This window comes from Ferdinandcohnia sp. QZ13 (assembly GCF_031324165.1).
In the GTDB taxonomy this organism is placed as follows: domain Bacteria; phylum Bacillota; class Bacilli; order Bacillales; family Bacillaceae_L; genus Ferdinandcohnia.
In genome coordinates this window covers 304,914-329,019 of the sequence record NZ_JAVIVW010000001.1, presented here as the reverse complement: position 1 = coordinate 329,019, position 24,106 = coordinate 304,914, and the positions used below count along the sequence as shown (strand labels likewise).

Here is a 24,106-nt window from a genome sequence, read left to right as displayed (position 1 = left end):
CTATACGAAAACAGCCTTTATAATAAAATCAATCGTTACTTCTAAAGGCTCTCCTCCTCGTTCTGCTATTCCGGAAAAGCGTACAATATCAAATACACTTGCAGAAGATATGTATTCCCAATGAGGTTCATCAAAAAAAACATCAAATCCATCACCAATAGTAACTGTAGGGCAATCGTAAAAGGATCCATCTTTAATTTTTAAAACCTGGTCTACATTTGTTGGTAGTAGATAAGCAGATATAAACCCATAAAGTATTAGGAATAATGCTGTAAACATCACACCTAACCAACTGGTTCCACCTTTGTTTTTTAACCATGTTTTCTTTTGTTCAACGTTAAATGGTAGAAGATTTACCTTGTCTATATATTTTTTTGTGTGTAGATGATAAAAGTAATTTCCAAATAGAGCAAAAAGGATTGAGAATGGAAATAACATTATATTTTGAAGAGGGTCAAAGAAAAACTCTTCTGTAAATTGATATTTAGTTAAATATAATATCAAATCCAACAAGAAATATAAAATACCTATAAGAATTACAGGAATATACATTTTCCGATAACCAAACCAAAATGGTCCTAAAAAGAATGTAGCCAATTCCAACTGGGCATGGGCGGTGCCCTCGGTTTTTAAAGATAGAAGGGCACTTTTTCTCTTCTAAAAATTAAATATAAAACTACGATTAAAACAATAACTCCAAATACATTACCTACATAAAACATAAAAGGATACTCATAATATGTTTTAATAATTTCATTTGTTTCAGGATCTAACTCTCGTATTGTAGGAAATTTTTTAAAAAGTGTTCTTGTCATTAAAAAAATTATTACAGATTGAACAAACAAAAGTACTCCAATTGCACGATTCATTTTTTTACCTCCACGAAAAATTCACTATATACAATTTAACACAATACTAGGATTTTTTTCCAAAATTAATTTCATGGATTGAGTTATTTTGATTTATTTGTGAATTTAATATCTCAGCGGAAGTGGTTAGTTCCGGAGTACATAATGTTGATTATGTGAATTTTATTTATCTTATAACCAACTTTTATTTTCATTAAAATTAATAAAAATAAAAACAGCAAATACCACTTAATAACTAAGTGGGATTTGCTGTTTCAAATTGATGTAACTAATCAAGAGACTATGTAATGAAAATTGAATCGTAAGAAGAAAAATCTACTGATTGCTCTTCGATAATCTAGGTTATTTAATGTCATCTTTATTAAATAATTTATTCAATTCCATTAATACCTCAAGTCTTCTATAACCAACAATTAAACTCAAAGTGTACAGGGGAACACCTGCTTCAATTAACAATAATAAATGCATTTGCCTTAAGCCATGAAAACCAATGTTTCGAACATTTGCCTTCTCCAGTAATCGCTTAAGTTTAGCTCTAACTACCGATTGATTTTGAATCTCACCGTATTTATTGGGGAAAACCAGTTGAGATTCATTGTTATCACTTTTTCCTAGCGGATCGTTAATTGAAGCCTGTTTTTTTTTGTGATCTTGTAGCTTTGGAAGTAGGTAAGAAAGTAAAGGAATTCTGCTTGTATATCTTCTTCCTCTCACTATTACTGTGCCTTGCTTGAAATCAATGTCTCCCCACCTAAGAGCTAAGATTTCACCAATTCGTAGTCCAGAACCTAAAGCAAATTCATACATCAACCCATCATTATCCTTACGGACAACTTCTAAAAACATTGAAAATTCATCGTTATTCCATGGGACAAAATTAGATTTTGGCTTTTTTAACATTTTCATCTTTCCTTCCATTGGATTTTTATCAACATAGCCCTTTTTATTTGCTACACGGAAAAGTGTAGATAAAAGGGTGAAAATAGACGTGATTGTTCTGTCGGTATACCTTTCACTCTCTATTTTTTCATAAAATTCATCAATATCACTGGTTGTTATCTCATGGAGATGTTGATCATTGAAATAAGGTATTATATGACGCTCTAGGATGGATCGACTTACTCCAAACGTACTCGTTGATATGCTGGGACAATATTCCACATAAAACCATTGTCTTGCAAATTGACCGAAAGTGACCAGTTCCTTCTTGCTTTCTTCTTGCTCATTTGACATCTCGTTTTTCCTCCAAGATATGTATTTTTACTTCTTTGGACCAACTGAACAACAACCTATTAAGGTTTAGGACAGTTTTTATTTCTTATCTTCCAAGGTCATTATTACCCTTTTTGCTACCCTTAATACCTAAATATTTGAAATAGTAGAAAAAAACTTAATATTGATAAAAAAACGTTTTAAAAAACATGATTTTGAGTCGATTTATTTTTTATATTGGATAAATTTTAGTGCCGAGTATGGTGCCCAAATTCTAAAACGCGCAAATATTAAAAAGTATTATTAATTACAGGACCACTATTATAAAGCACTTTGAAGGCTTCTGAGGTACTCAAGAATACTATCCAGATATAACTTCAAAACCCTGAGGGAGGCGCGTGTCGTCTCCGGTGGGTTCGATTCCCACACAGTCCCGCCAATATTGATATTCTATATACTTTAAAATACAAAAAAACTGGGCGGAATAAGGAGTCTCCTTTCCACCCAGTTTTTTTATTTATTGTAGTTCCATTTTTAGGTCAGATGCTTTTGTCCATCCTATTACTTTCAAACCATGGTAGATAGCCAGAGTGATAATAATTGGAAGGATGATTCCAACAGCGATGTAAATGGATAAAACAATTGCACCTTGTTCAGCTAAAATATTGATAGGCGCGATTAATGAATTAAGGCCTAGACCAGCTAATTGATACGGTACTTGAAAATCGAAAATCAAAGTTGCGATTGGAGCGCAAATGACCGCAGCGATAAATGGCGGAATTGCAAGCCTTGGATTTTTGACTAAGTTCGGAAATTGTACCTTAGGTGTAATTAAAGATTGTGCAATGTTAGCACCAGCGTCGTTCTGTTTAAACGACATTGCGGTGAATCCAGCAAATTGAACTGTACAACCAATTAAAGCAGCAGCACTTGAAACAGGATCAAGCTGTAACGCAATCGCAATAGCCGCTGAAGATGCTGGTGACATGAGAAAAATACTCCAAACAAGAGATATGACCATTGGCCCAATAATAGGAGAACCAGCAACTGATGTAGCGATTTGTGCACTTAACCATTCAAGTAATGGAGTCGTAATCATTGATAAAAATACACCAGCGATTCCTCCTACAAATATAGCAGCAAAAGGTATAGCCATCATATCGAGTTTTGTTTTTCCTGCAACACGCTTCCCTACCCAAGTAGCGACAACTGCAGCCATTACCGCACTTAAAGGTTGTCCTGTTACTAATGTAACGCCATTTTCAGTTAGTTGAACGGCACTTGCTCCCACCGTCGAACAGGCCATTGCACTGAATATGACAAGTGTATTCCCTCCTAGCTGGTACGCTATCCCTGCTCCAAGTGCTGGAGCTAACATGAGCTGTGCCGAAACACCGATTATAGTAAAACCATCCCAACCAGTAAATGTTCCAAGTGACTCCATAAGAAGACCGATTCCAAGTGTTACTAAAACAGCATTTGCCAGCCCTTGTGAAGCTTTATACATTCGATCGATCAAATAATTTTTTGTTGCTTGTTTCATTGTGTAATCCCCCTGATGCGATAGTTTCTGTATCCTTAATCAAATCATATTAGAAAATAAGGTTTGATCATTACCTAGTTCTTGATGATGATTTGACTATGAATCTTTGTTTTTGTTTGAATATCTTGAATTCTCTCTTTTGGGTAATTGTTATAATAATATAGTTGTTTTCAGATAGTGTCAACAATTACATTAATTCTGAATCTTTAAAAACGCTTTCATAATTAGATTTAAAATATAAAACATTTTTGAGATTACTAAATTATTTATTATTTAAGTATAATTTTGTAATGTTTAATAGGAGAAAATGAAAAATGTATATTCATTTCTAATCCTAAGATTCTTATGCTAAAATTAGTTTTGGAAATGAGGCGCTAAAATCAGTGCCAAAATACAAAGTATGGAAGGAGTGACATTGATGTCTAAGAAGGAAGAAATCATTAAATTGACCTCCCTTTCAACAAAAGCTGGCTGAGGATGCAAAATCGGTCCTGAGGACCTGACGCAGGTTCTGCGTCATTTACCAAAAGCTACACCGAATCCAAACCTATTAGTTGGTCTTGATAATCCTGATGATGCAGGAGTATATAAAATCAATGATGAACTTGCACTTGTGCAAACACTTGACTTTTTCACCCCAATTGTGGACGATCCATACATGTTTGGACAGATTGCCGCTGCTAATGCTTTAAGTGATGTCTATGCAATGGGAGGAAAACCGATTACGGTTATGAATATCGTCGCCTTCCCTATTAATACATTGGATAAAAGTATCTTAGCAGACATTCTAGCAGGAGCTGCCGAAAAAGTAAGAGAATCAGGAGCATCTCTAGTTGGGGGTCACTCTATCGATGACAAAGAGCCGAAATTCGGTTTATCGGTAACGGGTACCGTGCATCCTAATCGAATTCGCGCAAATACTGGTGCAAAACCTGGTGACAGATTAATTTTAACGAAGCCAATCGGTGTTGGAATTTTAACCACAGCGATTAAAAGAGAACTGTTAACACAAGAAGATATTGAGAAAGTAACAGAGGTCATGGCAACGTTAAATAAAAATGCAGCTGAAGTAATGGATGGTTATAATGTCCATGCCTGCACGGATGTAACTGGGTTCGGTCTATTAGGGCATGCAATGGAAATGGCAGAAGGAAGCCAGGTTGGGATGACGATACACTATGAAAATGTCCCTGTTTTATCAAAAACTAAAGAGCTGGCTGAACAAAAGGTAGTTCCAGGTGGGACAAAGAAAAATCATGCTTGGCTTGCTGACCGAGTTAAGTATAGTTCCAACATAGATGAACTTGATCAACTTATTTTATGTGATGCAATTACTTCCGGTGGACTACTCGTTTCTGTTCCAGAAAATGAAGCTGAAAAATTGCTGCAACAACTACAAGAGAATCATGTTGACGCTCGCATCATTGGTGAAGTAACAAGCGAAAACCCTGGTTTTATTAAGGTTATTTAAGGACTCGAAGTTGAGTCCTTTTTAGGTTGTTAGGAAAGAATAACTACTACAAAAAGATTAATGAGGTGCTTATTTTGAATAAGAAAATGATATATGTACTGTTCCTAGTTTTTACTCTTCTTTTAACTGGGTGTGGGTCAAATGCGAACGATGAAAATAAAAATGATAAAGAAGAAGCTTTTACTATTGGAGTTATTCCGGTACAGACAGTTGGAGAAATGGAAACGGCTATGGATAAGCTTCAAACCATTTTAACGAAAGAATTAAATCGCGAAGTAACAGTAGAAGTGTATCCTGATTATAACGGTGTTGTTGAGGCGATGAATTATAATAAAATTGATATGGCCTATTTTGGTCCATTAACCTATGTTGTTGCTCATGAAAAAAGTGGTGCTAAAGCGATTATTACTCAATTAATTGATGGTGAACCCTTCTATCATTCCTATATTATTACTCATAAAGATAGCCCATTGAACTCAATCGATGATTTAGTAGCAAACTCCAAGGATATTGATTTTGCCTTTGGTGATATTAATTCAACATCCGGCTCTCTCATCCCTTCGATTGAACTCAAGGAACGTGGAGTTTTCGAATCTGAGGATGTGAATCAATTTAAATCTGTCCGTTATACGGGGTCCCATGATGCAACTGCTTTGGCTGTTCAAAATCAACAGGTTGGCGCCGGTGCTATTGATAGTGCAATTTATAATCAACTTGTTGACTCAGGAAAAATTGATGGTTCCTTATTTAAAACAATTTGGCAATCTGAAAAATTATTTCAATACCCATGGGCTGTCCATAAGGATACCGATGACGTGACTATTCAAAAGCTTAAAGATGCGTTCTTGGCTATTGAAGATGAAGAAATTTTAGCTGCGTTTGGAGCAAGTGGATTTACAGAAGCAACAGATGAGGATTATGAAAGTATACGCCAAGCTGCAATTAAACAAGGAATTATAAATGAATAGAGCTGATCTACATGTGGTTTAGACGAACTACTCTACTAACTGTAGTTCTATTAGTATCTGCAATTTTTGTTAGCATGAGATTAACCGAATTTGACCTTTCGAAATTTCGTGATTTTCGTAATATGATTGATTTTCTCTCACAATGGTTTCCGATGAATTATTCAGCTTTACCCCGTATGCTAAGAGATAGTGCAGAGACACTTGCAATGGGGTTCTTGGGTAGTATTTTTGGTCTTATGATTGCTTTACCGATTAGTTTTCTGGCCGCCAAAAATACTTCACCTTCTGCCTTTGTTTTCAATCTTACGAGAATATTATTGAGCTTTGTCCGCTCCATTCCAGAAATTGTATTCGGACTAATTTTATTAACGGCTTTAGGACTTGGTCCCTTCCCTGCCGTTCTAGCGATCATTTTTCATAATATAGGGGTACTCGGCAAATTAATCTCTGAACTGATTGAATCAGCCGAATCCGGTCCACACGAAGCGATGAAAGCAGTGGGTACAAAAAATTGGTTGGCGTCTCTTTTTAGCATTCTTCCACAAATTTGGCCGAATGTCTTGTCCCAATATTTTTATCGGTTTGAAGTTGCGATTAGGACCTCCCTCATCCTTGGTTTTATTGGTGGTGGAGGAATAGGGCAGCGTCTTTTTAATGATTTTAAAAGCTTTCAGTATTCTTCAGTGTCATTGGATGTGTTCTTAATTATGTTGATTGTTATTATTGTAGATTCCTTTGGAAGCTATGTACGGAATAAAGTGATTTAAGTGGGGAGACCTGAAATGATTAGATTAAAGGATGTTACTGTCTACTATCCAAATAATGAAAAGCCTGCTCTTTCCTCTGTCAATCTTACATTTAATAAGGGAGAATTTGTCTGTGTCCTCGGAAAAAGCGGAGCCGGTAAATCAACACTGATACGGTGCATGAATGGCCTCCAACAGCCAACAAGTGGTGAAGTATTTTGGGATGGCGAGCTATTTACAAATAAAAATAAGGAACAACAACGCCTAATACGGAGGGAAATCGGAATGATTTTTCAACATTTTAATCTAATCCCCCGCTTGACGGTGTTACAAAATGTGTTAACAGGCATGTTCGGGTATCGGAATTCAGTTAAGAACTTACTTGGGATTTTTTCAGAAGAAGAAATACAAAAAGCGACACAAGTGTTGGAAGTTGTCGGTCTGTTAGAGTTTAAAAACCGTCGGATCGAATATTTAAGTGGTGGTCAAAAGCAACGGGTTGGGATCGCCCGTGCCCTGCTCCAGAAACCTCGTGTTTTTCTTGGGGATGAACCTGTGGCAAGCTTAGATCCAGGAACAGCCAATCGTATTTTTACATTACTAAAGGAGTTACATAACCGTCATAATCTTTTATCGGTAGTGAATCTTCACGATGTAAACCTTGCTAAACAGTTTGCAACAAGATTGATTGCATTAAGGAATGGAACAGTCATTTTTGACGGTAAACCGGAAGACTTTGCACAGGAAATGTTTGAGCAGACGTATAATTCATGAAAAGTATCCCTTTGTAGGAAGTAATTGTTTTCTCTTTCATGAATTGCTATAATTTTTTTATATTAATAGAAAAGAAGGTACAATGCATTGTCGAAAACGAAATTACAATACTGGCTCATTCAAATCCTGTTAATTTTAACGATTATCTTTGTTTCAACGAAAATTACATTTTTATTTGAACCAATTGGGGTGTTTTTCTCAACTATCTTTTTTCCTATCTTGATTACTGGATTTCTTTATTTTCTCTTAAATCCGGTCGTCAAATTTCTTCATCGCCATAAGGTTCCTAAAAGCCTAGGGATTTTAATTATTTACATCGCATTCTTCGGGCTTGTTGGGTTAGCAGTTGGGAATTTAGTTCCGATTATTTCAAAACAATTTACAGCACTCGGAAATGCATTACCTGGTTATGCTAACCAAGTGATGGAATTTTTTTCGGATTTCACAAATTCCTCAGAATTCAAGTGGATTCAAGATGAACAACAACAACTAATCAATACGATTGAAGAAAAAGTAATAGCTTTTGCCAATACACTTCCAAATCGTATTACGGGTGGAATTTCGCAAATCATTGGTTTTGTAACAAATATTGCAATCATCCTCGTGACTGTGCCGTTCCTTTTATTTTATATGTTTAAGGATGGAGATCGTTTCCCACATGCAATTGCAAGATTTTTTCCGACTGTTTATAGAGACGAAGCCCTCACGATTTTAAAAGAAACTGGCGAAACACTTTCAGCCTATATTCAGGGGCAGGTAACGGTGGCATTAGCGGTCGGTACCTTATCCTTTATTGGGTACTTGATTATTGACTTACCGTTTGCGCTTGTGATGGCATTAATTGTAGCTGTAACGAATATTATTCCGTATGTTGGACCATTTCTTGGCGGAGCACCAGCCGTAATTGTGGCTCTATTTGACTCCCCTACGAAGGCGTTATTGGTGGTTTTGGTAATTGTCATTGCCCAGCAAATTGAAGGGAATGTCCTTTCCCCTCTAATTCTTGGCAAGACGCTTGATACCCATCCGGCGACGATTATTATTCTTTTGTTGGCAGCGGGAAATCTAGCGGGTGTATTGGGAATGATTCTAGCAATTCCAACCTATGCCGTTATCAAAACAATTGTCATCAATATCGTGAAATTCTTAAAGGCAAAGAAAAAGGCCGAACTTACGGCAGATTTATAACGGAAACAACGCTTAATAAGAAAGGCTTAAAAGAAAAAAATCTTTTAAGCCTTTTTTATTTTTTATTGAGCTAACTCACCCCTAACTATCATAGCGAAAACATGTACAGTTTATTAATAAGATATAAAAACGAGATAATCAATCATTAAAAATTTGATTAGTGAAAATTAGCTAGCAAGATTCCTATAATTAATAGTAAACTTCATTAGTTATTTTCTTCTGGTGCAGATGGATTTTCGATTTGACCTTGATCACTTATATCGGAATCATTTACCTTCGAAATATTCAGGGAACTAGTAGGTGAAAAATCACCCATTGAAAAACTTGCACCGTATAATTTTATGTTCGCAGTATGGCTGTTTTGTACAGTTCCTCCAAAATTGATGTTTGAATTTTGTGTCATCGCGTTGACCTTAAAGTTACCAATTTTAATTAGATTAAACATAAGCTCCTCCAAATATAAAACGATTTGATACAAGGTATGTTAAACAGGCATTATTCGAAATAGACAAACATGGAATTTAGTATATATTGTATCTATCATTTCTTACTTGCGTAAACAAAACCGATTAAATAAAAGGACTCCTGATAGGAAAGTCCTTTGGAAGTACTATAGCTCGTCGTTTAAATACATCGTTCTAAGCTCTTGTTTTAGAGTCTTGTTTGTCGTCATCGATTAAATCTTTCCCCGACTTATTATTCCCTGCACCACCAGCAATAGGACCTGCATTTGAACCAAATGGATCAAGAGCAGAAGCTATAGTATCACCAGTTTCTTCTGCATAGCTGGTATTATTATCTTCACGTTTATGTTCATTGATATCAACCATCTATTTCACTCCCTCGTTCTTTATAGGGAAGTGCTAATATTTTTGCAGCACTGTCCTGTAACATATTGTACCCAATTGGAACAAATTTACGAGGAAGGCTTAATGGGCACTATTTTAAAAAAAAGCATTCTTCTAATAAAATGATAGTCCATTTAAAATTAAGATTAGTGCCGTTCCCTATTTCTGTTTTGTACATATGTTGTGATTATGAAAAGACGGTAAAGGAGTTCTGTGCCTAGAATAATGGTACATACGGACCTGCCTTTGCTCTAATCATGAATGTGTATACTCCTTAACATCGTAGGAGCAGCTTGTTTATAAAGACTCCAAAATGGCTGGAGGTTGTAATACATGATCAACGTTTTATTTGTGTGCAGGGGAAATATTTGCCGTTCACCGATGGCTGAAGCCTTGTTTCGTCACCTAGTCAAGAAGGAAAATCTGACAAACAAAATCGCAGTTGATTCCGCTGCAACCAGTCCATGGCAAATTGGATTTCCTCCTCATGAGGGCACTCTTGATATCCTTAAGAAATACAATATCTCTTCCGAAAGGCTTATTGGACGCAAAATGAAGAGAGAAGACTTTGGGAAGTTTGATTATATTATTGGTATGGACGAAAGCAACATAAAAAATATCTACAGGATAACCGGCAAGCCTAATCATCCAAAAATTAATAAGTTACTCGACCTTACCAAAAACAGGATAGATATCCCCGATCCATTTTACACTGGTGATTTTGACGAAACCTATCGTCTTGTTTTAGTTGGTTGCCGGGCATTACTCAATAAAATACGCAGCGAACAAAACGTATAATAACAAAAAGCACACGCCATCTTTTAAAAAACAACGTGTGCTTAGATATGTTATTAGATTCTTGTTGTAAGCCCCATCTCTTTTGCAATAAGTTCATAGGATTTTAGTCGATCCTCATGAGCGTGTGTAATTGTGACAATCATGATTTCATCGGTTTGGTAGGTTTCTTTAAGTTCTAGGAATTTATCCTTCACTTCTTTTGGATTTCCGATGATAACTTTTTGTTTCATTTTTCCAAAGCCATCGTGAAGCTTCTCTTTCTCAAGGTATTCCATTGCTTCTGAAATGGACGGAACTCCTTTCTTCCCTTCTCCCCGTTCTCTTTGTTTGCCCCATATATAAGAACTTAACGCAATCTCTTCTGCTTTCTCCCTCGTTTCCGCACAAATAACTGAAACAGTAACAATCACTTGTGGTTTGTCCCCTTCAATTCGGGGTGTAAAGTTATGAATATATCTCTTGACGATTTCTTCGCCATCGTTGTCGCTCATGAATAGTCCGAATGTGTATGCTAACCCTTTTTCCGCTGCAAGTATAGCACTCTTTTTGCTTGTTCCTAAAAGCCAAGGAACTGGCGGTGTTATCGGGATTGGAGCTGCTTTCAGGTTAGCAAATTCATGGTCATCGGGAAAATCATTATGTATAAAGTGAAGCAGCATATCAATTAATTCTGGCATTTTCCAAACCTGTTGCAGAAAATTATCTGATAAAGCATTTGTCGCTTCTGCTGAACCACCAGGTGCCCTTCCAATTCCGATGTCGATTCGATTTGGAAATAAAGTCGCAAGCATATTGTAAAGCTCAGCCACCTTGTATGGTTTATAGTGAGGAAGTAAAACGGCACCTGAACCAATACGAATTGTTTTTGTTTGTGCCCCAATGTATCCAAGCATGACTTCTGGTGCAGGGCAAGCTAGTCCTGCTAAGTCATGATGTTCAGCTATCCAATATCTAGTGTAGCCAAATCGTTCCCCTGCTTGTGCTAGCTTCATTGACTGTAATAATGTGTCTTGTGGTGTTTGATCAGCAGAGATGGGCGCTTGATCTAAAATACTTAACTTCATTAGAGCATCCTCCTATACTCTTGTTTCAAGAAGAGTTAGCGTGAAGTCCCCGACTTGATCTTTTTCATAGAGATTCGTGATAGAGGTTGAATACTCTTGGATTATTACTTTACATGCAATATTTCTCTCTGGAACTTTTAAATCGAAATTCCCTTTATATAAAAGGGTTGTGATATCATGATAATCCTCACTTGATACTTTAAATTCAACTTTCACTAACAAGAGATGATTTTTTGTTTCTTCATAGTAATTCGTTACGTTCAATTTGTACTCATTTAAGTATATTTCAGTAACCATAGGTCAGCTCTCCTCTTTGATATTCCGTATTTGCAATGTAATGAATAGTCCATTATAAAATTCTTCTTTACCAATAATTTTTAAACCACTTCGTTTTACAAGATTTTCTGTTTCTCGATTTAAACAACAACCGTCACATACTTTTTTCCAAACAGGTGTAAGCCAATCCTGTAGTTTTGATAAAAAAGGGTTTTGCATTTTCACATGCTCAAACATTAGAATGGTTCCGTTTGGTTTACAAACCCGTTTCATTTCTTGTAAAGCCATTTCAGGTTCTGGTATTGTACAAAATACCAGCGTGGCTACAACGGTGTCATATGTATTATCCTCAAATGTCAATTTTTCAGCACCTGTCTGCACAATTTCAATCGGAACAATAGCATGTTCTTTATTTTCATGGGCTCTGTTTGTCATTTGCGGATTCGGTTCAATTGCCGTTACATGGTGGACATCATGATATAACGGGAAATTTATGCCTGTACCCGAACCTAATTCAAGCACATGTCCGGTTGCTCTGTTTAGCAATTTGCGCCGAATTGAAATGAATTTTCTCTTTTCAAGTGGTTTCATAAAAAAATCGTAAAGTGTTGGAAATAACGTACCCATTGTTTCAACTCCAATAATCTCAATATGTCAATTATATAATAGTTTTTATATCGATTTCGAATTATTACTATAGGTGGGAACACGAAACACCATAAATGGGTAAGCTAAAAATAAGTAGAACTAAGGAGTTGTGTAGGGTGAAATTTCAGTGGAATTTAATTTTGGGACTTATATTTGCATTGATTGTCGCGATATTTGCGGTTGTGAATGTGGATTCTGTAAAAGTAAATTTTGTATTGGGTTATACAGAGATCCCGCTTATTTTAATCATTTTAGGTTCCGCTTTACTTGGTGGTCTGATTGTAGGTATGTTTGGTATTCTACGTCAATACAAGCAGCAAAGGCATATAAAAAGACTTGAAAAAGAAATCGAGCAGATAAAAGGAGAGAAGATTCAGGAGTCACCAAAAGAGACATATCCTAAAATAGAAAAAACTATCAATGCAGAGGGTGAAAAATAAGGAAAGGTACGGTACCTTTCCTTTTCTCTTTCCTAATTCACGGAAACCTCATTTGCAGGCTCCAATAACCCCATTTCAAGACAGGTTTCAAGTAGTAACGATTTCCGCACTTTTTGAAATTGGATTTCGATTTTTTCCCCAGCGATAGAAACAACTGTTCCTTGCCCGAAAACACGGTGTTTTATGGTCATTCCCTCTTGAATGTCTTCCGTTTTTCTAATCGCATCTGGATTATAAGGAACAATTGCTTTTTCAGCTTTCAACTTTGTCTTTGGCTCAGAAGGCTGTACCTTCTCAGGAGGTGAAATGATATTTTTTACATTTGCCACAAATCGAGACTGAGCAACCTCTTTTCCATTTTGTTTTTTATAAGTCAAAAGTTCAAGCTCCTGTTCAGCTCGTGTCATCCCAACATAAAATAGTCGAACTGCCTCTTCCATGAGATCCCGTTCGCCATCTTTATATTTATTAATCTCATCATGTGAAGGAATCACTCCTTCGATCAGATCAATCATATAAACTTTTTTAAACTCAAGTCCTTTTGAACTATGAAATGTGGAAAGGGTAATGGCGTCTTTGTTTTTATTAAATTTAGAGACTTTCATTAGATCTTCGAGATGATTTAATCGTTCAGCAAATTGCTCCATCGTGTCAAGTGAATCAGCAATTTCCTCAAGCGTTTGTAGGACGCTGAAGATATAATCTGTATTGAATCCGAGTTTCTTACTCATGTCTTTAAGTGTTTTGTCATAACTAAGCTGGTTCCTTATTAGCTTAATCGCCTTAAGTGGCTTAGCCCCCTGCATTTCTTGTAAGGTTTTCTGGCATGCTTGAATTTGCTTTACTTGATAGTCTTTTAAGCCTTTATTTTGTAATAGACGGTCAAAAATGGATTCAGCTGGTTTCTTTTTTGTGAGTTCGAACAATTGTTCTCTTGATAAGTAAAATCCACATTTCGTGTAAATTTGCTGAAAAATATCGACTCGTTTATCCGTAAAAGTCATTCTCATAAAATTCAAAATGTCTTTTACAACCCAATGTGAGAAAAAGCGATTATCAGAATCCTTTATATAGAAAGGAATTTGATTTCGATCAAGCTCATTTATTAACATGATGGATGAAGAGTTGTTTCGATATAATACAGCGACATCCTTCTTGTTCTCTACCAAGTGAATTTCTTGGACAAGATATTTTGCTTGATTGCGATAGTCCTCAAACTGAGTGATCTCAATTGGTCTATGGCTCTGATTTTCTGTGAACATATTTTTGTTATAGCGGTTTTTATTGCGTTTTATGAATCGATTGGCAACGTCGACAATATCCTTTGACGAACGATAGTTCTGCTCCATTTTTAGAATGATTGCATTCGGATATATTTTTTTGAAATCTAACAAATACGTTGGCTCTGCTCCGCGCCAGGAGTAAATGGATTGATCATCATCTGCAACGACAAATAAATTATGATGTGGTTTTGCAAGCTTTTCAATGATTTCGTGCTGAACGAGTGAAGTATCCTGGCTTTCATCAGTAAGGACATAATCATAGCGCTTTTGGTATTTTTGCAGAATCAATTTATCTTTATTAAATGCGTCATTTGCAATGGTTAGCATGTCATCATAATCGAGTAATAGATTACTTGGGTCTGTGTTCTTAATTTTTTCATATTCCTCAAAAATCGCTTCAACAAAAGGAATATCACAGTCAATATTTTTCCACTCATTCCGTGGGAGTAGCTTATTTTTAATAAAACTAATATACGTTGTGAGTTCCTCAAGCTGTTCTTCGGTGATAATCTCATCATTCATTGCTTTATATATTTTTCTCAAAAGTAATTTTTTATTAGGTCCACCATCTAGACTACCTTCTATTAAGTGGTAGGAAACTTTTTGTTTATAAAAATAATCCCGAACCACCTGAAATGCAAGACTATGAATCGTTGAAAAGTCAACAGAAGTAGTGGTGTGCTCAGGAAAGAATCGAGCAAATCTTTCTTTCATATCGGCTGCAGATGCACGGCTAAAGGTTACAGCCTTTATGCGTGAAGGTTCTACCCCCACTTCTTCAATTAAATAACCAATGCGCATAATCGTTGTTGTTGTCTTACCCGAACCTGGAGAAGCTAATAAGAGTAATGGTCCTCTTGTGTGAAGAACGGCCTTTTTCTGAACGTTATTTAGTTGTACACCGTGCTGTTGTTTTTTTCGATTAAAAAAGCTTTCCTCTGTATTCACGGTAGCCCACCTACCTTTCATTAAAACTCCATTATAAATTCTATCATTTTTATGGACAAGGATGTTGTGTTCGATACGAATTACAAGACATAATACGAGGGAATAATTGGTACCTTATATAAAGAGGAAAATGAGAGGTGATCATCTTGGAGTACAGAATTGAAAAGGACACAATGGGAGAAGTCAAAGTCTCAGTGGATGCCTACTGGGCTGCTCAAACTCAACGGAGTAAAGAAAATTTTCGAATTGGGACAGAAAAGATGCCCCAAGAAGTGATAGAAGCCTTCGCTATATTAAAAAGAAGTGCGGCGATTACGAACGAAAAGCTTGGTAATTTAAGTGGAAATAAAGCTAAAGCCATTTCCGATGCCTGTGATGAGATATTAGCAGGTGGTATGTTTGATCATTTTCCACTGGTTGTATGGCAAACTGGTAGCGGAACACAAAGTAATATGAATATCAATGAGGTTGTTGCACATCGTGCTACCCAATGGTTAAAGGATCAAGGTATTGATGAAAAAGTTCATCCGAATGATGATGTCAATATGAGTCAAAGCTCTAATGACACATTCCCAACAGCCATGCACATTGCAGCTGTGAAAGCAGTAAAAGAACACCTTGTGCCAGCACTTGAAAGATTACAGGCAACTTTGCAAGCAAAAGAAAAAGAATTTGCAAGCATCGTAAAAATTGGAAGAACTCATCTTCAAGATGCCACTCCATTAACACTTGGTCAGGAAATTAGCGGCTGGGTCCATATGTTAAAGCGTTCGAAGGAAATGATTATAGAATCGACTGAAAAAATGCTTGCCCTTGCGATAGGTGGCACTGCAGTTGGAACTGGGATTAATGCTCATCCGAAGTTTGGTGAGAATGTGGCAAAGGAAATTTCGAAGTTCACAAAGCTTTCCTTCTTCTCATCGGAAAATAAATTCCATGCGCTAACTAGTCATGATGAGATCGTCTATGCCCATGGAGCTTTAAAAGCATTAGCAGCTGATTTAATGAAAATAGCAAATGATGTAAGATGGCTTGCAAGTGGTCCACGCTGTGGAATTGGAGAAATTACGATTCCGGAGAATGAACCTGGCAGTTCGATAATGCCTGGGAAAGTAAATCCTACCCAAAGTGAAGCCCTTACGATGGTTGCGGTTCAAGTAATGGGCAATGATGCTACAATCGGAATAGCGGCAAGCCAAGGAAATTTTGAACTGAATGTGTTTAAGCCTGTAATTATCTATAATTTCCTACAATCGGTTCGCCTGTTAGCGGATTCGATGGGATCTTTTAATAAACACTGTGCAGTTGGAATTCAGGCAAACGAAACAATCATCTCTAAAAACCTACAAGATTCCTTAATGCTTGTAACAGCTCTAAATCCTTATATTGGCTATGAAAAAGCCGCTGCTATCGCAAAACATGCACATAAACACGGAACTACCTTAAAAGATGCATCCCTACAGTTAGGATTTTTAACAGAAGAACAATTTGACCAATACGTACAACCTGAGGATATGGTTCATCCAAAGGAATGAAAAAGAGCCTTCCAAATTTGGAAGGCTCCCCTTTTTACAGTTTTGAAAATTCTTCTACTAATTCATTAAACTTTTTCAATGAATTTTCAATTGGATATGGTGTTGTAAGGTCTACACCAGTCTTTTTCAACAATTCAAGTGGATAATCAGAACTACCACTCTTTAGAAATTCAAGATAAGAGGTTAGCGTTGTTTCGTCTTCTTCAAGAATCTTCGTAGCGATATGAATAGCGGAAGCAAATCCCGTTGCGTATTTATAAACATAAAACGGGCGATAAAAATGTGGGATACGTGCCCAGCCATATTTTACTTCATCATCAAACACAAGATCTTCACCATGGTATTCTCTAAATAACCCTTCATACACTTCGCTAAAAGATTCTACATTTAATGGAAGCCCTTGTTCAGCCATGTCATGTGTCTTCTTTTCAAACTCTGCAAACATCACCTGAGTAAAGAATGTGCCTTTAAATTTATCAATAAAATGATTAAATAAGAATTTCTTTACTTCTTCATTGTCCTCATTGTTCAATAAATAATTAATTAACAGTACTTCATTAACTGTTGAAGCTACCTCAGCAACAAAAATACTATACCGAGCCGTGATTTGTGGCTGGTGCTCTGAGCTTAATTTGCTGTGAACCCCATGGCCACATTCATGAACCAACGTAAATAAACTATCTAAGTCATCCTGATGATTTAAAAGGATATATGGATGGACGCCGTACACACCTAAGTTATAGGCGCCAGACCGTTTTCCAGGTGTCTCTCTAACATCGAAATAACGTGATTTTCTAAAATCTTTTAGTGTTTGAATATACTCTTCACCTAAAGGAGCAAGTGCTTTACACATCGTTTCAAATGCTTCATCATACGATATATCTTTTTTTGCTCCACTAACGAGCGGTACACTCAAGTCATATTGACGAAGCTCATCAAGCCCTAATTTTTCCTTGCGGATGCTTGTATATTTGTGCATCGTACCAATATTTTTTTTCGTGGTTTCAATTAGATTTTCATAGACATCTTTTGGAACATTATCTCCGAATAGTGCCTTCTCGAGTGCTGATGGGTAATGTCTCAACTTGGAAATCGTTACATTATTTTTAATGGCTGCAGATAAGGTCGAAGCGATTGAGTTTTTCAAATGTACATAAGGCTCGTAATAGGCTTTATAAGCTTCTCTTCGCTTATCACGGTCTTCATCCTCAATCAACTTTGCATACATCCCTCTTGTAAGTTCAACTTTCTCACCATCATCCTTCGTAACCTTGCCAAAGCGGATATCTGCATTATTCATCATTCCATACGTCGTACTTGGAGCAGAAAGAGCCTCACCTAATCGAGATAAAATTTCTTCTTGGTCTTTATTTAATACATGTGGCTTATAACGAAAGGATTCCAGTAATTCTTTTTCAAAATACTGAAGCCCATCTTCTTCGGCAATGTATCGCTTTAATGTTTTTTCATCTAAGCTTAATAAATATGGCATGAAAAATGAATTTGCTGAACTTACCTTAACACTAAGTTGTTTGGCGCGATCTAAATATGATTGGGATTTCGTTACCCGAGTATCTTCATCTACCTTTAACATTGCATACGCAAAGAGTTTGTTAAAATGGAAAGACATTTTTTCACTTAACGTTAAATACTCGCACAATGAATGTCCATTATGGATATTACCATCAAATGTTGCGAGTTCCTCCCCCATCTTTTCAATGAGTTGATAATCTTCTTCCCATTTATTCAAGTCAGAATACAGATCATCTAAGTTCCATTTTTCTTGTTCAGGTACTTCATTTCGAGACGTATACGTAGTTGTCATCGCAATTCTCCTTTTGTTAAAATATAAATCAAATGCGCATTAGCGTATTTGCGCCCGGATTTTTTAGGCCCACACTAGGTGGGTCATAAAGACGTTGCCACAGGAAGTGGCGTTCTTAGTCTTTAATCTTACGCTCGAATAATTCCCTTTGAAAATCTGTGGCAACCGCCGAAGGCTTTAACTTTTAATTCAGCCAGCGTTTAAACACATACTGAATTGTATTCTTTCTTGAATGATTACCTCACTCATCGAGTATGAGGTTTGAACTGAATAAAAGTAAAAAACCTTTTATTATGTAGGAAAGAAATATATGATAAGAAATAGATATGTTTCATTTTATTGTATATGAATTACATAAATTTGTAAAAAACGAAAGGATGTTCATACATGGCGAATAAATTGCCTCATGTAGAGGACTCAGCCAGTACAACATATCTCCCCCCAAAAGGAGAATACGAATCTTTTGTAGACGAAGCCCACTATGAAGAAAAGGTTCGAGAATGGGGTCTTTCAGTTAAAAAAGAATACTGGTACAAAGAAAGAACCCACCAACGAATTGTTACAATAAAAGGTTATGAAGTGTATGGTAAAACACAAGAACACAATACGATTGTGCTTGAGTTTGAGGATGGCAATGTAACCTGTATTCACCCGGCATATTTAAAAGAAATGCAATCACCTAGCTTTGCAAAAAGTGCTATTTCAGACACAGCAGTAGTGAAGGAAAAGAAAAAGGAAACCGCGAGTACATCTAATGTTGAAAATCCTGCATCGGCAGAATCAAAAACAGGTGTTAAGAAAGAACAACCCACGAAACAAATTAAAAAGGAAAAAGCACCAAAAATTGAGTTACCAATTGACAAGGTTCATTTTACCGCTACCGTTAAACAATTTGCGCTTACATGGAACCATTTTAATGAAGACAATGATGAGGTTGTCGTACTTGAAGATGTAGTCATTCAGCAGGAAGATCCCATTCAGATTGGACTTGCATGGTGCTCCCATTCAAAGACCTTAAAGAAACTAGAGCTTGAGCCAGGGAATGCGCTTGAATTTGACGCAAAAATTGTGAAAAAGAAGTTAGCAAAAGGCAAGGATGTTGATGAAGAGTTCATCATTGAAGATCCAGTTCACTATAAAATCAATAACCCCTCAAAACTTAAGAAAAGCTAAAAGAGCAAATCTTTTAGCTTTTTTCTGTATATTTCGTTTTGTAATGCGCAAGTGCCAAGAGCGGGAAAATATACCGGTAACTGTGGTAGTGCATGTAAAAGTCTCCTGCCATACCCTGCCCTTTTGGATAGGATGTGGTCCAGTCGTCTCGATCCAAATTTGATAATAGAAAATCGACCCCTTTGTTTATGGAATTGCTAGGTTTATCACTTACTGAGATAAGGGCGTCCACTGCCCAAGCGGTATGTGTTAATGTGCTTGTTTTTAAAGGAACATATTTAAGCTTACGATCACTATTACACGATTCTCCCCAGCCCCCATCCGGATTTTGAATAGATTCAAGCCATGTGACAGCCCGCTGAATTGATGAGTATGTCGACAAAACCCCAACAGCACGTAAACCTGTAACGGCAGCCCATGTTCCATAAATATAGCAAATTCCCCATCTACCATACCAGGAACCATTGTCTTTTTGATCTTTATACAGCCATTGAATCGCTGATTTAACAGAAGGGTGGTTATTTTTTAAATTCGTATATTTACCAAGATACTCAAGTGTACGTCCAGTTAAATCTGCGGACGAAGGATCGGTTAGGATGTACTCAGCTTTTTCAATTGGTAAAAAACTAAGTAGCTTGCTATCTGTATTTTTCTCAAATGCAGGCCAGCCTCCATCAGCATTTTGCATAGTCAATAACCACATTAATCCTCTGTCCCATGATTGCCTATAGACTGGTACTTTTTTTACTATTCTTGCAATTGAACGTAAGGTTGCAGTCGTATCATCGACATCTGGATGAATCGTGTTCATGTCTGCAAATCCCCACCCTCCAGGAACACCCGAAGGATTTTGAACGGCCCAGTCACCGTATTTCAAATGTTGGCGTTGCAATAAATAGTGATTTGCCTTTTTGATCATCGAATCATTTGAAGGAACACCTGCTTCTTGGAGGGCATATCCAAGGAGTGCAGTATTCCATACATCAGCAGTCGTGTATTGCATATGAACATGCCCATCTATGACTGTTTTCATTCCCTTTAGCCCGTTTATTGCATTTATAATACTCGAATGTTTTTTTGAATAGCCCAGGCTCAGTAAAGCAAAAATCATCAAAAATGTGGAGCTAAAATACCCTAGAAAGGTTCCATCGGGCTCTATCCTTTGCAGCATATAGTGCTTTGCTTGTTCAATTGCCAGCTGGTGAAGGTGGGATGGTAATCCAATTAACCGATCGATCGCTTGTTTGACATTTAAATAAAATGAACGCCATTCCTGTGAATTCCCAAAATTAAATTCGTTTTCGTCTCTCTTAGTAGTTAAATCAGATAAATCAGGACTCCTATTTGTTGTAAGACTAAATTTTTTATCAGCAAGAATCATAATTGGTGTAAGATTAGCTCTTCCGAATACGGAAAAACGATAAAAGTGAATTGGACATGAGTGTGGCAACAGGATGAGTTCAACTGGCAACGGATTGAAGGATGGCCACCTATGCTGGCCAGATAACGCAAGCATAAATTTAGTAAGCATCTGAATGTTCGTAAGTCCCCCATTTTTTACGATGAAGGATTTTGCTCGTTTCATTTTTGGATCCTGCTTTTCAATATATCCCGAATATAGAAGTGCATAATATGCCTCCACTGTTGCAGATATATTTCCATCCCCTTCATCATAAAAAAGCTTCCATGCCCCATTATCCTCTTGCCGACTTAAAATTCGTTCAACTAATTGTTGAATCAATTTCTCATCATTTATTTCAAGGCTCCTTAATAAGATAATCATATAACAATCGGTTGAAATGCCTGTTTCAAATGGGTACTTCCACGCCCCATTTGATGATTGGTCTTTCCTAATGGAGTCAATTAACTGACCTAAACCGTCATTCACTTTGTCAAACATACTCAACCTCCCCTTTAACTTACTTCATACATATTCAACGTAGTGCAAGAGCATTCATTGAGGAGTTCATCATTGATGTGCAAACTGTTTAAAAAGAAAAAACTCCCACTCTCTGAATCTCTATTAAAAATCAAAAAAGATTTTAAGCTTGTCTATTCTTTTGCAGGCATGAAAAAAACCCGACTCTGTATGAGTCAGGTTTTCCTATTACGATCCTAAAACAAGCTTACTTCTTTTTTTACAAAGGGATGCATTCACTCCCTGGCTTTGCAGTTGTAAAAGAATTTGGTGGATCGATTTTTTATGCTTTGCTTTTTTTACTGGTCTTTCATCCTGCTTTATTGTTTCGCGATTTGTGGATTTCATATATTAAAACTCCTTAGGAATAAAGATTTCGCTTTTCTCTTTTGTTTTCCTCATCTAAGAACTCAATAAAGTACTGAAGAGCAAGTTTTGGTTGGTTTTTAAGTCGTGCTATATAGTCTTGCTGGCGTGCTGCTGTTACTACATCACTCTTTTTAATTCTTTCAATCATATATTTAGAAGATATGGCTTCTATTTCCTTCTTCTTCAATTTAGCTTCCTTCGCTAAGGCGAATCCAATTGCACCAATGATCGCATAAATGAGAAGTGACGGAATAGCTTCATTGGTGAACGGCATGAAAAATAGTAAAAACACTAAATTAATTAGTGAAATCATGATCAAAGGAAATGACCAAAACATGTATTTAGATGTCTTCATCATGATTGGAGCAATTTTTTTTTGTAGCTCCTCAAGTTCCTTTGTGATAAATACAGGCAAATTCTTTGTTGTAATGATATTCATTTATTAACTCCCCTTCCTTTTTGTTGGATGAGAAAAGGCCTATATCACGTTTGATATAGGCCTTAAAAAAGCAAAAAAGACCTATACCATTGTTATTGGTAAGGTCTTGCTAACAACGTTATAGTTGCCAACAAAGCCGAGAGAGTACATCTCTGTATTGACGACTTTGCTGTTAAAGCTACTCCCCTTAGAGTATCCAGTTTATTATACAACCATTTTAACATATAGGCTAAAACCAAACAACCCATAGTAACAATTCTACTATTATCTTAAATAAACTTACTTGAATCGTTTCTAAATTAATCATGCGATTTCTTCATTCGAGGAAAAATAATATTATTTAATGATGTCTACAATTTGTCCCTCTGTTGAAGATGTTAAATCGGCCACTGTTAGTTCGACCTGCATTCCGATTTTTCCTGCGCTAACAATAATGCTGTCAAGGTTAGAAGCCTGAGCATCAATAAATGTAGGATATGCTTTTTTCATACCGATTGGTGAGCAACCGCCTCTAATGTAACCGGTATGTTTTTGGATATCCTTTACTGGTACCATTTCGACTTTTTTAACATTAGCTACTATTGCTGCTTTTTTTAGATCAAGTTCTTCTTCCACTGGAATGACAAACACAAAAATATCTTTGTTATTTCCTTGAGCAACCAATGTTTTGTAAACCTTTTTCGTATCTAATCCTATCTTCTGTGCAACAGATACTCCATCAATTTTTCCATCATTGCTTTCATATGTATGAATCTTGTATTCAATCTTTCTAGAATCCAAAATCCTCATGGCATTTGTTTTACCTTTTGCCATTCGATTGTCCTCCTTTATTGTTGTTTACCAACAATGGTTTTCTTTCGATCTTCCATTTCTGATTGATTATGATATTCAAATAAGCCAACTTTATTTCCCCAAGGGTCTGAAAATGTGGCCCATTTAACCGGGACCTCTTCCCTTGAATATATATCAAATGGCTCTATTTTTAAATCATTGATTAGTCTTTCACGCTCTTTTTCAAGATTGTCTATCCCTAATCTTAATGGACCGGAACCGATTGAGGGAATTCCCTCAGCAATCTGAAGCCAACATCCAGTAAGAAGTTCCCACTCAGCAAACCCATCATGGGGAATAAAATCAGGTTTTTTATTGAGGAGTGTTTCGTACCAATGTTGTCCCTTAGATATGTCACTAACACGAAATTGAATTGTCATTTCATAAATCAACCAAAACCCTCCTAAAATATTTTATCCATAAGTATTCTGTAATTAAATCACGGATTCCTCTTTTTCATTATGAAAAGCAGACAGTTCATTTGACTGTCTGCCCATATTAGGGGCTATTTTTCTTTTGTAAAATCTAGAATGCGAATAGGGTTCCCAGAATTGTCTAAATAAATGGCATAACGACCTGGTGGGATGTCATGGGGTTCTCTAACAAAGTTAAGATTGTCCTTGTTCTTGGTATAAAATTCGTCTACACTATTGACCAGAAATACTCCTCCTGCAGAAAGCCCTTCGTCTTCATCCTCAATCATAAGACGAATATCGGTGTCTGGTAAATGAATGGCCGCAGTATGTTCCCCTTCTCTCCATGCTTCTTCGAATCCAAGATTTTCACGGTAAAATGTAAGAGATTCTTTAAGGTTTTTTACAGGGTGATATAAAAATAGTAGTTTCATTTCTTTTCCTCCTTCTAATTAAGATAATATATTTATGTAATACGTAAATTAGTTACGTCAAGCGTAAGTCATTTACGTACTCTTGTCAATATG

General features: G+C 36.4%; 26 protein-coding genes. 9 read left to right on the top strand and 17 right to left on the bottom strand.

Annotated features, from left to right (window positions below; genetic code table 11):
• The 4 genes from RGU12_RS01680 to RGU12_RS01665 all read right to left on the bottom strand — a co-directional run bounded on the left by RGU12_RS01680 (position 1) and on the right by RGU12_RS01665 (position 3,624).
• Complete coding sequence (locus tag RGU12_RS01680; RefSeq protein ID WP_396232294.1) at positions 1-603, bottom strand: DUF2628 domain-containing protein; 603 nt, start codon at positions 601-603, stop codon at positions 1-3.
• A 26-nt stretch (positions 604-629) separates the two neighbouring features.
• Entirely contained in the window at positions 630-869 is a 240-nt protein-coding gene (locus RGU12_RS01675; RefSeq protein WP_309534521.1) for a hypothetical protein, read from the bottom strand.
• Positions 870-1,211: 342 nt separating this feature from the next.
• A complete protein-coding gene (locus tag RGU12_RS01670) occupies positions 1,212-2,102 on the bottom strand; it encodes a tyrosine-type recombinase/integrase (protein WP_309534520.1) in 891 nt (296 codons plus the stop codon).
• A gap of 496 nt (positions 2,103-2,598) precedes the next feature.
• A complete protein-coding gene (locus RGU12_RS01665) occupies positions 2,599-3,624 on the bottom strand; it encodes a PTS sugar transporter subunit IIC (RefSeq protein ID WP_309534519.1) in 1,026 nt (341 codons plus the stop codon).
• Between the two features lie 418 nt (positions 3,625-4,042).
• Between RGU12_RS01665 and selD the strand changes: the two genes are divergently transcribed.
• The 5 genes from selD (at position 4,043) to RGU12_RS01640 (ending at position 8,771) form a co-directional block, all read left to right on the top strand.
• Positions 4,043-5,095 carry a selenide, water dikinase SelD gene (selD, locus tag RGU12_RS01660; protein WP_309534518.1) on the top strand — a complete coding sequence of 351 codons (1,053 nt, stop codon included), beginning with the start codon at positions 4,043-4,045 and terminating at the stop codon, positions 5,093-5,095.
• Positions 5,096-5,181: 86 nt separating this feature from the next.
• A complete protein-coding gene (gene phnD / locus RGU12_RS01655) occupies positions 5,182-6,063 on the top strand; it encodes a phosphate/phosphite/phosphonate ABC transporter substrate-binding protein (RefSeq protein WP_309536251.1) in 882 nt (293 codons plus the stop codon).
• Positions 6,064-6,074: 11 nt separating this feature from the next.
• Positions 6,075-6,830: a phosphonate ABC transporter, permease protein PhnE gene (gene phnE, locus RGU12_RS01650; protein WP_309534517.1), complete on the top strand. Its 756-nt coding sequence runs from the start codon at positions 6,075-6,077 to the stop codon at positions 6,828-6,830.
• Positions 6,831-6,845: 15 nt separating this feature from the next.
• Positions 6,846-7,583, top strand: coding sequence for a phosphonate ABC transporter ATP-binding protein (phnC, locus tag RGU12_RS01645; RefSeq protein WP_309534516.1), 738 nt, complete (start codon positions 6,846-6,848; stop codon positions 7,581-7,583).
• 87 nt (positions 7,584-7,670) lie between these two features.
• Positions 7,671-8,771, top strand: a complete 1,101-nt coding sequence (locus RGU12_RS01640) for an AI-2E family transporter (RefSeq protein ID WP_309534515.1) — start codon at positions 7,671-7,673, stop codon at positions 8,769-8,771.
• 205 nt (positions 8,772-8,976) lie between these two features.
• Here RGU12_RS01640 and RGU12_RS01635 read toward each other — a convergent pair whose 3' ends face one another.
• Both RGU12_RS01635 and RGU12_RS01630 read right to left on the bottom strand, forming a co-directional pair.
• The gene (locus tag RGU12_RS01635) at positions 8,977-9,216 is read right to left on the bottom strand and encodes a spore germination protein (protein WP_309534514.1); all 240 of its coding nucleotides are present in this window, start codon (positions 9,214-9,216) and stop codon (positions 8,977-8,979) included.
• Between the two features lie 193 nt (positions 9,217-9,409).
• Positions 9,410-9,601, bottom strand: a complete 192-nt coding sequence (locus RGU12_RS01630) for a hypothetical protein (protein ID WP_309534513.1) — start codon at positions 9,599-9,601, stop codon at positions 9,410-9,412.
• A 351-nt stretch (positions 9,602-9,952) separates the two neighbouring features.
• On the opposite strand from RGU12_RS01630, the gene RGU12_RS01625 reads away from it, so the two are divergent.
• Positions 9,953-10,417, top strand: coding sequence for a low molecular weight protein-tyrosine-phosphatase (locus RGU12_RS01625; RefSeq protein WP_309534512.1), 465 nt, complete (start codon positions 9,953-9,955; stop codon positions 10,415-10,417).
• A gap of 53 nt (positions 10,418-10,470) precedes the next feature.
• On the opposite strand, the gene RGU12_RS01620 is transcribed toward RGU12_RS01625, so the two are convergent.
• Genes RGU12_RS01620 through RGU12_RS01610 form a run of 3 tightly spaced genes read right to left on the bottom strand, consistent with a single transcriptional unit; the run spans position 10,471 to position 12,384 of the window.
• Positions 10,471-11,481, bottom strand: a complete 1,011-nt coding sequence (locus RGU12_RS01620; protein WP_309534511.1) for an LLM class flavin-dependent oxidoreductase — start codon at positions 11,479-11,481, stop codon at positions 10,471-10,473.
• A gap of 12 nt (positions 11,482-11,493) precedes the next feature.
• On the bottom strand, positions 11,494-11,778 hold the full coding sequence (locus RGU12_RS01615; RefSeq protein WP_309534510.1) for a DUF3219 family protein: 285 nt from the start codon (positions 11,776-11,778) through the stop codon (positions 11,494-11,496).
• Positions 11,779-11,781: 3 nt separating this feature from the next.
• Positions 11,782-12,384 (bottom strand): class I SAM-dependent methyltransferase, encoded by a 603-nt coding sequence (locus RGU12_RS01610; RefSeq protein ID WP_309534509.1) that lies wholly within the window; start codon positions 12,382-12,384, stop codon positions 11,782-11,784.
• Between the two features lie 137 nt (positions 12,385-12,521).
• On the opposite strand from RGU12_RS01610, the gene RGU12_RS01605 reads away from it, so the two are divergent.
• Positions 12,522-12,845, top strand: coding sequence for a LapA family protein (locus RGU12_RS01605; protein WP_309534508.1), 324 nt, complete (start codon positions 12,522-12,524; stop codon positions 12,843-12,845).
• A gap of 32 nt (positions 12,846-12,877) precedes the next feature.
• On the opposite strand, the gene RGU12_RS01600 is transcribed toward RGU12_RS01605, so the two are convergent.
• Positions 12,878-15,076 (bottom strand): ATP-dependent helicase, encoded by a 2,199-nt coding sequence (locus RGU12_RS01600; RefSeq protein ID WP_309534507.1) that lies wholly within the window; start codon positions 15,074-15,076, stop codon positions 12,878-12,880.
• Between the two features lie 146 nt (positions 15,077-15,222).
• Here RGU12_RS01600 and fumC point away from each other — a divergent pair, with 146 nt between their 5' ends.
• Positions 15,223-16,611: a class II fumarate hydratase gene (fumC, locus tag RGU12_RS01595; RefSeq protein ID WP_309534506.1), complete on the top strand. Its 1,389-nt coding sequence runs from the start codon at positions 15,223-15,225 to the stop codon at positions 16,609-16,611.
• A 34-nt stretch (positions 16,612-16,645) separates the two neighbouring features.
• On the opposite strand, the gene pepF is transcribed toward fumC, so the two are convergent.
• Positions 16,646-18,436, bottom strand: a complete 1,791-nt coding sequence (gene pepF, locus RGU12_RS01590; protein WP_309534505.1) for an oligoendopeptidase F — start codon at positions 18,434-18,436, stop codon at positions 16,646-16,648.
• A gap of 387 nt (positions 18,437-18,823) precedes the next feature.
• Between pepF and RGU12_RS01585 the strand changes: the two genes are divergently transcribed.
• Positions 18,824-19,609 (top strand): hypothetical protein, encoded by a 786-nt coding sequence (locus RGU12_RS01585; RefSeq protein WP_309534504.1) that lies wholly within the window; start codon positions 18,824-18,826, stop codon positions 19,607-19,609.
• Between the two features lie 13 nt (positions 19,610-19,622).
• Here the strand turns inward: RGU12_RS01585 and shc are convergent, their stop codons facing one another.
• The 6 genes from shc to RGU12_RS01555 form a co-directional block, all read right to left on the bottom strand.
• Complete coding sequence (shc, locus tag RGU12_RS01580) at positions 19,623-21,509, bottom strand: squalene--hopene cyclase (protein WP_309534503.1); 1,887 nt, start codon at positions 21,507-21,509, stop codon at positions 19,623-19,625.
• A gap of 207 nt (positions 21,510-21,716) precedes the next feature.
• Entirely contained in the window at positions 21,717-21,875 is a 159-nt protein-coding gene (locus tag RGU12_RS01575; protein ID WP_309534502.1) for a hypothetical protein, read from the bottom strand.
• A gap of 13 nt (positions 21,876-21,888) precedes the next feature.
• On the bottom strand, positions 21,889-22,335 hold the full coding sequence (locus RGU12_RS01570; protein WP_309534501.1) for a DUF5392 family protein: 447 nt from the start codon (positions 22,333-22,335) through the stop codon (positions 21,889-21,891).
• A gap of 336 nt (positions 22,336-22,671) precedes the next feature.
• Positions 22,672-23,148 carry a Cys-tRNA(Pro) deacylase gene (gene ybaK, locus RGU12_RS01565; RefSeq protein WP_309534500.1) on the bottom strand — a complete coding sequence of 159 codons (477 nt, stop codon included), beginning with the start codon at positions 23,146-23,148 and terminating at the stop codon, positions 22,672-22,674.
• Between the two features lie 14 nt (positions 23,149-23,162).
• Positions 23,163-23,558, bottom strand: a complete 396-nt coding sequence (locus RGU12_RS01560; RefSeq protein ID WP_309534499.1) for a VOC family protein — start codon at positions 23,556-23,558, stop codon at positions 23,163-23,165.
• A gap of 113 nt (positions 23,559-23,671) precedes the next feature.
• Positions 23,672-24,013 carry a VOC family protein gene (locus RGU12_RS01555; RefSeq protein ID WP_309534498.1) on the bottom strand — a complete coding sequence of 114 codons (342 nt, stop codon included), beginning with the start codon at positions 24,011-24,013 and terminating at the stop codon, positions 23,672-23,674.
• Positions 24,014-24,106 lie beyond the last annotated feature (93 nt).